Source organism: Paenibacillus konkukensis, assembly GCF_023523925.1.
In the GTDB taxonomy this organism is placed as follows: Bacteria; Bacillota; Bacilli; order Paenibacillales; family NBRC-103111; genus Paenibacillus_S; species Paenibacillus_S doosanensis.
In genome coordinates this window covers 743,443-756,370 of sequence record NZ_CP027059.1, presented here as the reverse complement: position 1 = coordinate 756,370, position 12,928 = coordinate 743,443, and the positions used below count along the sequence as shown (strand labels likewise).

General features: G+C 56.0%; 11 protein-coding genes. 6 read left to right on the top strand and 5 right to left on the bottom strand.

Annotation, left to right across the window (positions count from 1 at the left end; genetic code table 11):
* Window positions 1-114: 114 nt before the first annotated feature.
* Entirely contained in the window at window positions 115-1,347 is a 1,233-nt protein-coding gene (locus tag SK3146_RS03220) for an MFS transporter (RefSeq protein WP_249863718.1), read from the bottom strand.
* 112 nt (window positions 1,348-1,459) lie between these two features.
* Window positions 1,460-2,020 carry a TetR/AcrR family transcriptional regulator gene (locus tag SK3146_RS03215; protein ID WP_249863717.1) on the bottom strand — a complete coding sequence of 187 codons (561 nt, stop codon included), beginning with the start codon at window positions 2,018-2,020 and terminating at the stop codon, window positions 1,460-1,462.
* 504 nt (window positions 2,021-2,524) lie between these two features.
* Between SK3146_RS03215 and SK3146_RS03210 the strand changes: the two genes are divergently transcribed.
* Window positions 2,525-4,684, top strand: a complete 2,160-nt coding sequence (locus SK3146_RS03210; protein ID WP_249863716.1) for an acyltransferase family protein — start codon at window positions 2,525-2,527, stop codon at window positions 4,682-4,684.
* 142 nt (window positions 4,685-4,826) lie between these two features.
* Here SK3146_RS03210 and SK3146_RS03205 read toward each other — a convergent pair whose 3' ends face one another.
* Both SK3146_RS03205 and SK3146_RS03200 read right to left on the bottom strand, forming a co-directional pair.
* Window positions 4,827-5,300, bottom strand: coding sequence for a type II toxin-antitoxin system VapC family toxin (locus SK3146_RS03205; protein ID WP_249863715.1), 474 nt, complete (start codon window positions 5,298-5,300; stop codon window positions 4,827-4,829).
* The gene (locus SK3146_RS03200) at window positions 5,281-5,625 is read right to left on the bottom strand and encodes a hypothetical protein (protein WP_249863714.1); all 345 of its coding nucleotides are present in this window, start codon (window positions 5,623-5,625) and stop codon (window positions 5,281-5,283) included. Before SK3146_RS03200 ends, SK3146_RS03205 begins: the two co-directional genes overlap by 20 nt.
* Window positions 5,626-5,954: 329 nt before the next feature.
* Between SK3146_RS03200 and SK3146_RS03195 the strand changes: the two genes are divergently transcribed.
* Complete coding sequence (locus tag SK3146_RS03195; protein ID WP_249863713.1) at window positions 5,955-7,025, top strand: rod shape-determining protein; 1,071 nt, start codon at window positions 5,955-5,957, stop codon at window positions 7,023-7,025.
* Window positions 7,026-7,394: 369 nt separating this feature from the next.
* On the opposite strand, the gene xerS is transcribed toward SK3146_RS03195, so the two are convergent.
* The gene (xerS, locus tag SK3146_RS03190; protein WP_249863712.1) at window positions 7,395-8,477 is read right to left on the bottom strand and encodes a tyrosine recombinase XerS; all 1,083 of its coding nucleotides are present in this window, start codon (window positions 8,475-8,477) and stop codon (window positions 7,395-7,397) included.
* A 162-nt stretch (window positions 8,478-8,639) separates the two neighbouring features.
* On the opposite strand from xerS, the gene SK3146_RS03185 reads away from it, so the two are divergent.
* The 4 genes from SK3146_RS03185 to SK3146_RS03170 all read left to right on the top strand — a co-directional run bounded on the left by SK3146_RS03185 (window position 8,640) and on the right by SK3146_RS03170 (window position 12,859).
* Window positions 8,640-9,140, top strand: a complete 501-nt coding sequence (locus SK3146_RS03185; RefSeq protein ID WP_249863711.1) for a YhcN/YlaJ family sporulation lipoprotein — start codon at window positions 8,640-8,642, stop codon at window positions 9,138-9,140.
* Between the two features lie 292 nt (window positions 9,141-9,432).
* Window positions 9,433-10,398, top strand: coding sequence for an AAA family ATPase (locus SK3146_RS03180; RefSeq protein ID WP_249863710.1), 966 nt, complete (start codon window positions 9,433-9,435; stop codon window positions 10,396-10,398).
* The gene (locus SK3146_RS03175) at window positions 10,395-11,552 is read left to right on the top strand and encodes a DUF58 domain-containing protein (protein ID WP_249863709.1); all 1,158 of its coding nucleotides are present in this window, start codon (window positions 10,395-10,397) and stop codon (window positions 11,550-11,552) included. Before SK3146_RS03180 ends, SK3146_RS03175 begins: the two co-directional genes overlap by 4 nt.
* On the top strand, window positions 11,549-12,859 hold the full coding sequence (locus SK3146_RS03170; protein ID WP_249863708.1) for a DUF4129 domain-containing protein: 1,311 nt from the start codon (window positions 11,549-11,551) through the stop codon (window positions 12,857-12,859). The genes SK3146_RS03175 and SK3146_RS03170 overlap by 4 nt, the downstream gene beginning before the upstream one ends.
* Window positions 12,860-12,928: the final 69 nt, after the last annotated feature.

The window sequence follows — 12,928 nt, the reverse complement described above, 5'->3', positions numbered from 1 at the left end:
CTCCGTAACACGAAGGGATATGCGGGATACGAACCCAATCCGGCGCTAAGGCGTTGGGTTGGGTTTCCTTTTGTCCGCGGGATTACCGTCATGGTCGCGCGAAGCGGCGGCGTATCAACCTTGCATCCCGTTTTCTTTGCCCACGGCGCTCCATTTTCTTTTGTTCATAGTCTTGAGCACGCCGAATAGCATAAGCGCGCAGGAGACGATCACGACGCTCACCGCGACGACTGCCGCCGGTACGGTCAGCAGATCGGTCAAGACTCCGCCTACGAGCGGTCCGATAATCATTCCGACGGCGTGGAACATATTAAATAAGGCGTAGGCCGTCCCGTATTCGCCGCTGTCCCCGCCCTGATCGACGATGCCGCCCAACGTAGGAAGCGTCGGCGATAGGGTGAAGCCGACCAAAGCGCCGACGAGAATCATGCCCGCAAGCTCCAGCACGATCGAGTCGGACGCTACGAGCAGCGGCATGGCGACCGCTAGGCCGGTCAAGCCGCTGAGCATAATGACGTACGGATTGAAGCGCGTGGCGAGAGCCCCTGAGAACGGAGCGATCAGACCGTAGGCCAGCGTCATGGCGCCGAACATAAGCCCTATGCCTAGAGGCGTAACCGTAAGCCGCTCCGTGATATAACCGGGAAGAATCGGTTCGAGCAGCGTGAGCGTAATTTCGGCAAGCAGGACGACGCAGGCGATCAGCAGAACGGAACGGTTGCGCAGCAGGGGAATCATGCCGCCGCCGGCTTTCGCTTCGGTTTTGGCGGACATCGATTCCTTCAGGAACAGGACAGAGATGACGATCACTGCGGCGATGAGAGCGGCGGCGCAAAAGAACGGCGCCCGGAAGCCGCCCGCCTCGAACAGCCAGCCGCCGATTGGAGCCCCGAGCATGGAACCGGTGGAGATCCCGGTCAAGGCGATCCCCATCGCGGCCCCCCGCGATTTGCCGGGGAAGAGGTCGGCGAGCATGGCGAGCACGGCGGTCCAGGCTGCCGCAGCGGCGGCTCCCTGCACGAAGCGGGCCGCAATCAGCATCGCCATATTGCCGGCGAAGGCGAATAGGCAAGTCGCTATGCCGAGCCCCGCGAGGCCGAGAATAATCGGCAGTTTACGTCCGATGCGGTCCGACAGCCATCCGAACCACGGGGTAGCCAGAAGCAGGGCGGCCGCATAACTGCTGAACAAGATTCCCATCATCGTGGAAGACGGATGAAAGAGCCCGTTGAAATAAGGAATAATCGGAATTAACAAACTGTACAACAGCATTTCGATAAACAAGATGGATATGGCCAAGCTTAGGCCGATCCATTGGGTTTTGCTCATTTTTTTAATCATGGACATGATGTTCTCCTCGTTTTCCGTTTCTTTTGTCTGTCACTAATAAAACTAATAATGTTTTTTTAGTTTCCAAGGGCAAAAGAAAAGAATAAAAGGCAGCACCGTTTATCCTGATCTATTGATCCCTTGGCACCAGTCCGAACAGCAGCACTTCCACGATGGAGGCGAGCGCTTCCGTGACGGTGATATTATTTTTCATAAAAAATCGCTGATCCAAAGTTGCATTCGTTGCATCCACAATCAGCTTCATCACAAGCGACAAGTTTTGCTTGATGATCAGCCCTTCCTGCATTCCCTGCTCGATGAGATCGCGCAGCATGTTCCAGTCGTCCTTCAAGGCCGAGTCGATCTTCACCCATTGCTCGGGGTAATACCGCTTCATTTGCTCGAGAATCCGCAAGTCGTACAGCTCATAATGATTAGGCAGTACCGTCATGACTCCTTTGATCTTATCCATTAAGGATAGGCCGGGGTCGCTGACGATCTTCTCCGTCTTCTCATCCGCTTCCTCCAGCGTCTGCGCGATAATGGCTTCCAGCAGTTCCGCTTTGGAAGAAAAATGCTCGTATAAGGTGCGTTTGCTGATTCCAAGACGGCGGGCTAAATCGTCCATAGTGAATTTGATGCCCTTGTCATGAATTTCTTCTATAAAAGCTCTCATGATTCGATCTTTCATTATCAATCCCCCAAAAGATGATCGAGATGTTTTGGAATAGTCGAAAAAACTGCGGAAACTAATAAAACAAAAATAGTTTTTATAGTTATTACGATTTTATTATACCTCCTCTTTTGTTTGGAATCAAGTGCCGATTATCCTTTTAACAGGAACGCAAGTTCCTATTGAATCGCTTTTCAATCCATAATAAGATAGCCGCAGGAGTGTAATGTAAATTTATGGATTCGGCTCGAAGCAGCGCATTCTGTAGCGATTTATCGAATGTTCGGATGAGGTCGGGAACCCGATTCCAGAGCATGGCAAGATGTAATCCTTTCGTAACGATTTCCGGTTCGCGATTGGTTATAGTAGTATTATCAGCTGAGAAAATTGGCATCATTAGTGAGCGAAAGGACAGAATGAACATGAGCCGAATGATTGGATTGGACCGAAAAGCAGGAACGGGCAGGTGCAGGGCGAAAAGATTGGACGTCTTCCGGGGCTGGCCGAAAGGGGAACGCGCATATGCCTAAACCGGTAAACGGGACCGGCCGCTACATGGCGGGCCTCGACGGATTGCGCGCCCTCGCCGTGCTGGTCGTTATTGTGTATCATCTCAATGTGAAATGGGCGCCGGGCGGATTGCTGGGCGTTGGCGTATTTTTTGTCTTATCGGGTTATTTGATCACGGACCTGTTGGCATCCCAATGGAGAATGACGGGCCGAATCGATATGAAAGATTTCTGGCTGAGAAGGGCCCGGCGGCTGCTTCCGGCGCTGCTCGTCATGCTCGCTTCCGTCTGCGCGTGGCTTGCATGGACGGCTCCCGCACGACTTGCTTCGCTGCAGGACGAGATCGCGGCCGGCGTGCTGTACGTCAGCAACTGGTGGCTGATTTTTCATAAGGTGTCTTACTTCGAAAGCTTCGGTCCGGCGTCGCCTTTCGGTCATCTATGGTCATTGGCCGTAGAGGAGCAGTTTTATTTATTCTGGCCGCTGCTGCTCGCCGCTCTATTCCGGATTATGCCCTACCGGGGCAAGCTGGTCGGATTGACCGTGCTGGGAGCCGCCGCTTCGGCTGTCGCGATGCTGCTGATTTATGAGCCGGGGACCGATCCGAGCCGCGTCTATTACGGTACGGATACGAGGGCTTTCGGACTCTTGATCGGAGCGGCGCTTGCGATGGTCTGGCCGAGCAAAAATTTCAAACCGGGCCTGCAAGGCGCGACCCGGACGATGCTGGACTTGGTTGGCGCGGCGGCGCTTGCGGCAATCGGCGTCATGGTCTGGAAGACGAACGAATACGACAGCTTCTTGTATCCGGGCGGGCTGGTGCTGTTATCGCTGGCCGCCGCCGTGCTGGTGGCGGTGCTCGCGCATCCTGCCAGCTATCTCGGCAAGCTGCTGGGGTCGGGGCCGTTCCGCTGGCTGGGGGTACGCTCCTATGGGATTTATCTTTGGCACTATCCCGTCATTATATTAACGCAGGCGTCGGTTCAGGGCACCGACGTCAGCATCGTTCGCGCCGCGCTGCAGCTTGCCGCGTCGATAGCGCTCGCCGCCTTGTCGTGGAGGCTGATCGAGGAGCCGATCCGCCGCGGCGCGCTCAGCCGCCTCTGGAAGCGTCCGGGCGGGCGGCAGGGAGGCCGCCGGACGCCGGGGTTGCGCTGGACGCCTCTGGCCTGCGCGCTCCTGCTGCTGGCCTTCCTGTGCGCCGGGCTGGCGGACCGCGTCTCCGATGCGACGGCAAGCTCGGCGATGGCGGGAGGGGGCGCAGCCAAGCTGGTGCCGCTCTCACCGCCGCCGGCCGGGAGCGCGGACGGCGAAGGCAGCGGCGCGCAGTCTGCCGCTCATGCGGTAGGCGCGCCGGAGGGGGCCACAGCCGCGGCCTCGCAGGCGAAACCGCCCGGCGATAGTCAAGCCGGCGGCGCGCTGCAGCCGCCGCCGAACGGGCAAGCGGGCTCGCCGCGCTCAGGCGAAACGGCCGAAGGCGGCGCAGCGAGCGGGGCCGGCGGCTCGGACGCGGGCGCCGATCCGGGCCGTTCGACCGAGACGACGGCCGCCGTCTATACGAACGGCGATTCGGCTGCCGGAGAGAAGAACGGCTCGGACCGAGGCGGCCACCCGCCGCAGCAGAACGCGCCGGACGATTCGGCCGGACGCGGGCGGGAGGCTGCCGGCGCGGAGGGGAAGAAGCCTGTGCCGCAACCGGGAAAAGGCATTACAGCTATAGGGGACTCGGTTATGCTCGATATCGAGCCGTATCTGGAGAAGCTGCTGCCGGGCATTGTCATCGACGGTAAAATCGGACGGCAAATGCACGAGGCCCCCGACGTCGTCGAGCAGCTCAAAGCGGACGGCAAGCTGGGAGACCGCGTCGTCATCGAGCTTGGCACGAACGGCGTGTTCAGCAAGAAGCAGCTGCAATCTTTGCTCGATTCTCTCGGCGACGATACGCAGCAGATCATTCTGGTCAACACCCGCGTACCGCGCAAATGGGAGAGCGAGGTTAACGATATATTGGCGGAAACGGCGAAGGACAATCCGAAGGTGACGTTAATCGACTGGTACGCCGCCAGCGAAGGAAAGGAATCGTATTTCGAGCCGGACGGCGTGCATCTCGGGGCGGAAGGCTCGGAGTATTACGCCTCGCTTGTTGCCAAAGCGCTTGCTCCTCGTGCTTAAGCACTTATACATCGATCATATTTGCTGTGCCAACGGCTCGCCTGTCTTGAGGAAGGCGGGCCGTTTCCGCAAGCTGCCAAAAGGCCCGTCCTGTCCTCTTGTAAGAGAACTGGACGGGCCTTTCGGCTATAACCCCGCACTATTACCACACGCTGGGCATAATTTTAATGGCCGAATCCAATTTCGGCAGGAACGCATAGCTCGGATTAAAAGTGAAAATCCGTTTGATCTGGTATGTAAGCATGACTACGGCCGTGACCGCTTCATTAAGCGAAAGCTGAAGATCCGGACAATCGGTCAGAAGCCGCTTGGACTCCTGTTCAAATTCCGGGCTGCCGGAAATGATGGCCAGCGTTCCTTTATGCACCGCCTGATCGACCGTTTCCAGAAAAAATTGCGCTTGCTGGAAGCCGTATTGGTTTCTTAGCCATTGATGCGTATCGAAGATTACGTAATTGGTCGTTACCAAAGCGCGGTCCAGATCGTCCAGATCAAGAAATAATGTCCTCGCCTTGGAATAATATGGGTCATGCGGATTCATGAAGGCCATGAACGCAGTCCGGTCCAGAAACACGGCCTGCCCGTAATTCGTCTGATCAAGATGGTTCGTATTCATATTTGGCCTCTCCAAACAATTTGATGTTGCGCTCCGACAGAGCGTCCAAATAAAGCAGCGGATTGCGTTCAAGCTGCTCGCGGGATATAGGAACGATCAGCTCGCCGCTCTTGCGGGCCCAGTATTGCTCGACAATTTGGCGTACGGCTTCGTTCACCGTGACGCCTTGGGCTTCCGCCATCGTCCGGCACTGCTCCAATAGAGCCGGGTCCAGCTCAATCGCCTCCGACTCCTCAATTTCCTCCTCCGGCCCCGAGATCAGCTGATTCGCCGCCGATTTCCACTGCTCCAGTCTGCGATGCAGCACACCTCTCGCATTGTTCATAGTAAGCACCTCCGATATTAAAGGTTCGCGGCCGCCCAATATCCGGCGCCAAGCCTAACGTAGAGGCTTCCTTACAACATTCGGGCGGAGCCGACAATTTGACGGGGCAGGAGGAGAATTTTGCCGTTTTTTAGCGATAATCCTCGGTTATTCCATACAAATGTTGACAGCCGCCGCTTATGCCCACGAAAAAACGCTCCTGCAGCCGAAGAATATAACACCTCATACGAGGGGAAGAAGCGGCATAAGCGAAACCTAGGCAAAGCCGGATACATATAAAAACGAAGGTTTAAAAGCAAATCGGCTGTTAGAAACGGAGGATATTATAGATGTTTAACGCGTGGGAGCTTCAATTCGGTATCGATCTGGGGACGTCCAATACGATCATATACCAGCATGGCAAAGGCATTGTGCTGCAGGAGCCGTCCGTCATTGCAGTGCGTCAGGATACGGGAGAGATTCAGGCGTTCGGCGCGGAGGCGCAGGCGATGATAGGACGTGCGCCGGGAAGTCTTGAAATTATTTATCCGCTGCAGGAAGGAGTCATCTCCAATTACAACTGGTCTACGGCGATGCTGCAGCATTTTATGCGCAAAATCCATGGACGGGCCCCGTGGTTTCGCCGTTCCAAAGTATTCATTTCGATTCCTTGCGGCATTACGAGCGTTCAGAAGCGGGCGGTGGAAGAAACCGTGCTGCACAAAGGCTCGAATAAAGCGATCACGATCGAAGAGCCTCTGGCCGCTGCGCTCGGCGCGGGGCTTCCGGTCGACGAGCCTATGGGAAATATGATTCTCAATATCGGTGGAGGGACGTCTCAGGTGGCGATTTTATCGCTCGGGGGGATCGTCGCCAGTCGGACAACCCGCCGCGGAGGGCTGTCGATCGACAAAGATATTATTGAATATGTCAAGAAAGAATATAATCTTGAAATAGGGGAGAGAACGGCCGAGGACATCAAAATCCGCCTCGGCACGGTGATCAAGCCGGAGCCCGGAATACGGATGGATGTCCGCGGCCGGGATATGGTGGAAGGACTGCCGAAGACGGTAACCGTAACTTCGGAGGAAATTTATAAGCTTCTGGACGGCTTTATCGTGACAATGGTGGAGACGATCCGGTCGACGCTGGAAGATTGCCCTCCCGAGCTCGCAGGAGACGTGATGGAGCAAGGGATCATATTGTGCGGCGGCGGCTCGCTCCTGAAGGGGTTGGATATCAGGCTGCAGGAGGAGACGCAAATTCCGATTCATCTGGCCGATCAGCCCCAAGAATGCACGGCGCTCGGCGCGGGCAAAATGCTGGAGTACGACGTGAAGACGGGCAAGCGCAGCGCTTCCTCCCCAGCCTGGACGGCGCCCAAATCCGATGCTTACAGCGCTCAAGAAGAGTCGGTATAATCCGCGCTTTCGGACGCGCGATGCAGCGCGGGCTTGAACGGCCTATAAACCGCGGGTGCGGCCATACGACATACAACAAGCTTTCCGTGCGCGGAAGGCTTGTTTGCCGTTGCAATCTTTGTTTAGCTATATAGTTGCACGATACAACTATAATATTGTATGATGCAGCTATATTCGCCCTAGGCGTTGCCCGGCTCCGGCGCAAAAGCGGGAAGGAGGTGGCTTTTTGCATGAAAAATCTATATCTTGAACAAATTGAACATGAAGTTGTCGTGCTGCTGCGGCGGGCCGATTTTAAGAAAACGCTCGACGGTTCGCCGGTCAAGGCTCTTGGTTGGCGGAAAAAATAAAAAGAGGCCGGCCCGCAGCCTAGCTCTCTTTTCGCTTGTCGATCGCCTCGGCCATCGTCTTGTCGGTCAGATGCGCATAAATTTGCGTCGTCTCCGGCGAGGCGTGCCCGAGCTGCTCTTGCGTTTTATACAAGTCGTTGCTGAGATAATAGTCTGTCGCAAACGAGTGACGCAGCTTATGTACGGACAAGAACGGCTTGCCGAATCGTTTGGCGTACTTGATCACCATCTCTTGTATGGCCCGTTTGGTCATTCGTTCGCCTTCTTTTTTGCCGTTGGCTATGGCAAGGAAGAGGGCTTTTTCTTTGCGCGGCGCCTTGTATTGCGTTTGCCGCAGCTCCAAGTATCTCGTCAGATCGTCAATCGCTTCATTACGGAAATAGACCGGGGTCTTAAACGAGTCGTCGTTTTTCCCTTTGCGGTATACATGGGCAAGCTTTTTCTTCAAATCCAGATCGTCCACATTCAGATTGACGACTTCGGAAACGCGCAGCCCGGAGTTCAGCACGAGCGAGACGATGCAGGCGTCGCGCACTTTGTTCAGCTCATAAAAATACAGCGCCTGCTTGTTATTGGCGACATCTTCTCCGTACCCGCGATGGACGTATTCCATGAATTCGTAAATTTCATGTTCCTGCAGCAGCTTCCCCTCCAGCTTGGCCGCCGTATCCTTCGGCTTTTGCGTCCGCTTGATCTCGACCTTGGCCATAACGTTGCGCTTCAGCAGCGGATAAAATTGTTCGTCCTCCGCAATCTGGCTTAAATAGTGGAACAGCGAGCGAAGCGAAGAGAGCTTGCGGGAAATCGTCGTTTTGCTGTTGGCGTTTTCGGTACGCGTAGCCAGAAACATCCGGAAATTGTCGATGCTCTCCATATGCAGCTTCTCCAGCGACTCCAGGGGAACGTCCTTGATCGCCGATCCTTCGGCCAAGCCCTCGGCCAACAGCCAGGATAAGAACGTCTCGTAATCCCGGACATACTCCAGCAGCGAAGAAGGGGACAGGTCGGGGAGCTTGTAGTTAATAAATTTTTCGACGTACCAAGGCATGGACGGAATGCGTTTGTCCAGCTCTTGGCGGTCTTTGACCTTCAGTATATTCATCAGACGCACCTCAATGTTTACATAAAAATGGAAACGACAGTTCTACCTTTAAGTATAGTACAGCCGCCCGATTAAGGGTAGCCCATGACGATTTTGCAAGGATGCATGAGAAGGAAAGCATTGATCCATACTATCCTTTGAAACGACAAAGGGGGGTTCGTCATGTTCAAATTCAGGAAACAATCGATGGTTTGCGCATTATCCGTTGTGCTGCTGGCGGGAGCCGCGGCAGGCTGCGCCAAAAATCAGGCTGCCCAGCCTTCGCCGAATCAAGGCGGCACGGCGCGCCAGCAAACGGTAAATCAGTCGCCGACTACAATTCAAGACAGCCGGATCATGGTAGCCAATCAGGCGGCGGAAAAAATCGCCCAGCTTCCCGGCATCAAAAGCGCCAATGTGCTGGTCACTCAGCACAACGCTTATGTAGCGGCGATCTTAAAGGATACGACCGTGCGCCAGGTATCGCAGGATGTGGAAAATCAAATCGCCCAGCAGGTCAAATCGTCCGATCCTAACATACACAATGTGTATGTTTCGACCAATCCGGATTTTGTTCAGCGCGTCAACACCTATGTCGCCGACGTCGGCGCAGGGCGGCCGGTTTCCGGGTTTGTGAACGAGTTTGCCGAGATGGTAAAACGGGTATTTCCGACCGCACACTGATTGGCGTTGGCCTTTAAGAAAAGCCGTGCCAGGAAGGATGTCCTTACGGATGCTTTCCTTTGGTACGGCTTTTTGCCGTTCGGAGGGAGCGGGCGCCTTAGGGCGGAAGGAGCAACGAAAGGTCTGTATATTAATGGGATTTCATGCTATGATGGGCATTAGATTGACCGGAAGAAAGGCGGTTTGCCGCGCTAAAAGCGAGCGTCTTGCGGCAGTTCTGCAAGCGATTGCAAAAATGAACGCATACCGCAATTTTATTCTAATTATAAATCATCATGCAGGAGGACTTCCGATGCAGCTGAGTCAAATTCAATCCATGGCGCAAACGATTGCCGGCAACGTGAACAAAGTTATAGTAGGGAAAGAGGACGTCATCGACAAGCTTCTTATTGCCATGATCGCGTCGGGGCATGTTTTGTTGGAGGATGTGCCCGGCACCGGTAAGACGCTGTTGGCCAAGGCGATGGCCAAATCGATCAACGGCAGCTTTAAGCGCATTCAATTTACCCCCGATTTGCTTCCTTCCGATTTAAGCGGAATCAATTACTATAATCAGAAGCATTCCGAGTTCGAGTTTCGGCCGGGTCCGCTGTTTACGAACATTTTGCTGGCGGACGAAATCAACCGGGCGACTCCGCGCACGCAGTCGAGCCTTCTGGAATGTATGGAAGAGCGGCAGGTCAGCATCGACGGGGAGACGAAAGAGCTGGGGCGGCCGTTTCTCGTCATTGCGACGCAAAACCCGGTGGAAAACCAAGGCACGTTCCCGCTGCCGGAAGCGCAGCTGGACCGCTTTTTGTTTAAAGTGAAAATGGGATACCCGACGACCGAACAGGGATTGGATATTTTGAAGCGGTTCAAGAGCTCGAATCCGCTCGAGGATATCGCAAGCGTCGCCGAAGCGGCGGACATTGCCGCGGCGCAGCGAAGCTATTCGCAAGTGGCGGTAAGCGACGAGCTGATGTTGTATTTGCTGCGCATCGTCGAGAAAACGAGAACGCACGGCGATGTGGCGACCGGCGTGAGCCCTCGCGGCAGCCAGGCGCTGCTGAAGGCTGCGCAGGTGCACGCCCTGCTCAGAGGCAGAGATTTCGTCATTCCGGACGATGTGAAACGGATGGCGGGACCGGTGCTCGCGCATCGGATCATCGTCAGGGGCGCGTTCCGCTCGCGGCATGACGCCGCCGAAGCGATCGTGGCTTCGATTCTGCAAGAGGTGGCCGTGCCGACCGAATCGGATTTGGTGAATCAGGAATGAGCATCGGCTGGGTCCTATTTATCAGCTTTCTGATCGTACTGCTGCAGATGCTGTTATTCCGCTGGTTCGGCGACCGGGGACTCAAGTACCACCGTTATTTTAATAAGAGAGCCTGCTATGAGGGCGAAGAGGCGGAGATGATCGAACGGATTGCCAATCGCAATCTGCTGCCGGTGCCGTGGCTTCGGCTGGAGTCGCTGATTCATGCGGGGTTGAAATTTTACAGTCAGGCCAATCTCGATATTAACGACGGCTCCATGTTTCAAAATCATAAGAGCCTGTTCAGCCTGATGCCTTATACGCAAATTACGAGACGTCACCGGATACGCTGTCTAAAGCGGGGCTGCTACAGGCTGAGCACCGCTTCGCTCACTTGGGGCGATCTGCTCGGCCTGCACCGCAGCACGCTGAAGCTGACGCTGGATGCGGAGCTGCTCGTCTACCCGAAGCCGGCCGAGCTGGATGAGCTGCAGCTGCCGTCCCACAGCTGGCAGGGGGATATAACCGTGCGCCGCTGGATCGTTGAAGATCCGTTCATGATTTCCGGCGTGCGCGAATACCGGTACGGCGATCCGCTGAACGGCGTCAACTGGAAGGCGACGGCGCGAAGCGGCAAGCTGCAGGTTCATCAGCACGATTATACGGCCGATCACCGGCTAATGATTTATTTGAACGTCGAGGATCATGAGAAAATGTGGAGCCAGGTGAACGACGAGCCGCTTTTCGAGTACGGCCTGTCCTGCGCGGCGGCTATCGCCGAATATGCGATTCGCCAAGGCATGGAAGCCGGCTTTGCGACGAACGCTTATTCCGTCGACGCCCCGAAGGAGCCGGTGCGGGTCGAGCCGGGCAGCGGTACGGAGCAGCTGACGCTGCTGCTGGAGACGATGGCCAAGGTCGTTGTCGCCCGCAGCATCCCGTTCGATACGCTGCTGGAGGAAGAAGCGGCCGACGCTTACGTAAGGCATCGGGATATCCTCATCATTTCGGCTTATGTGAGCGAGAAGATGGAAAGGCCGATCGACGAGCTGAGGCGCAACGGAAACGCCGTGGAGCTGTTTCTATTGAAGAAGCCGGCGGAGGCAGGAGAGGAAGGCGCAGCCGCAGAAGAAGCGGCGGCTAACGCGGCCAGGAAAGCGGGTGAATCGGCATGAACATCAATTCGAAGGGACGCGAACTCGGTACGGTAACGCTCAAAGGCTGCGTCGAGCTGCTATTGGCGCTGCCTCCGGTGCTGATCGCCGCCGTCTTCCTCGCTCCGGAGGCTGTCCGCTGGGCGTGGCTGTGCACGCTGCCATTGGGTTATGCAGCAGGCTGCGCGCTGCGTCTGGCGCTGCCGATTACCCGTTCGTATCAGCTTATCTTCGTTTCGCTGCTGCTCGCGGCGGCTCATTGCTGGCTGTTTTTCGGGAATGCCTACGTATCTTATGCGCTGCTTCCGCTAGGCTTTATTGCCGTCTACAGAGGAATCCGGCTCGTTACGGAGCCGTGGCGTTATTTCTTTCCCGTCAGCTTCTATGTGATCGGAATGATCGTCTATTTTGCCGCGGCGATGATCGTTCCGTTCCAACCGGCGCTTGCGCCTTACGGCACGTTGTTGACCTGCGCCGGACTGATTGCGCTGGCGGTGACGCTGCTCGTCTCCAACGAGTCCAATATGAAGCAGGAGACGCTGTCGGGCGGCAAGGAGCCGGTCATTGCCAAGGAGATGCTGTGGAAAAACCGGCTGCTAATCGTGCTGCTGATGGCCGTTATCATGGTCGTCCTGCTGCTGCGCAGCCTGTACCATGCGTTTTTATGGCTTAAAGAGCAGCTGCTGTTTCTGCTGGCGCAGCTGCTGCGCCGAGATGGCGAGCAGGCTCCCGCGCAGCAGGATACGGCGCCGAAGCCTCCGCCGGCCGATTTGGGCGGAGCTGGCGAACCGGCGGCTTGGATGGTATGGCTGGAGAAGGTGATGTATTACGCGGTCGGCGCCATTCTTGCCATCGCGCTGCTGGCCCTCGTTTACTTGATCGTCAGGCGGATTCCCGGAGCGATTCGCAGGTTATACGCATGGCTTGCGGCGAGACTGCAGGCACGCGAAGAGGGGATGAGCCGGATCGGTTACGAGGATGACGTGGAGAGTCTGGTCGATTGGGATCAGTGGAACGGCAAGCTGCTGTCGCGATGGAAGCGCCTGTTTTCCGGAACGGATAAAACGAAGTGGGAGGAGCTTCAAGATAACGCCGAGCGGGTCCGCTACTTGTACCGCAGCTGGCTCGGACATTCGATTCGCAGAGGCTACCGGTTTCAGAAGCATCTGACGCCGCAGGAAACGGGGCGCGAGGTGGAGGAGTGGAGCGGCAAGCCTGGAAGCGCCTCGCCTTCGCTGCTGGCCTTGTACGAGCGGGTTCGGTACGGGGGCAAGCAAGCCGGAGACGAGGAAGTACTCGCCGCCAAGACGTTTACGGACAAGAAATGACGGAGGCTCGCTTTTCATTGCCGGGACAACGTGGTAAAATGCTTGGAAAAGAGTGTCAAGATAGATGGA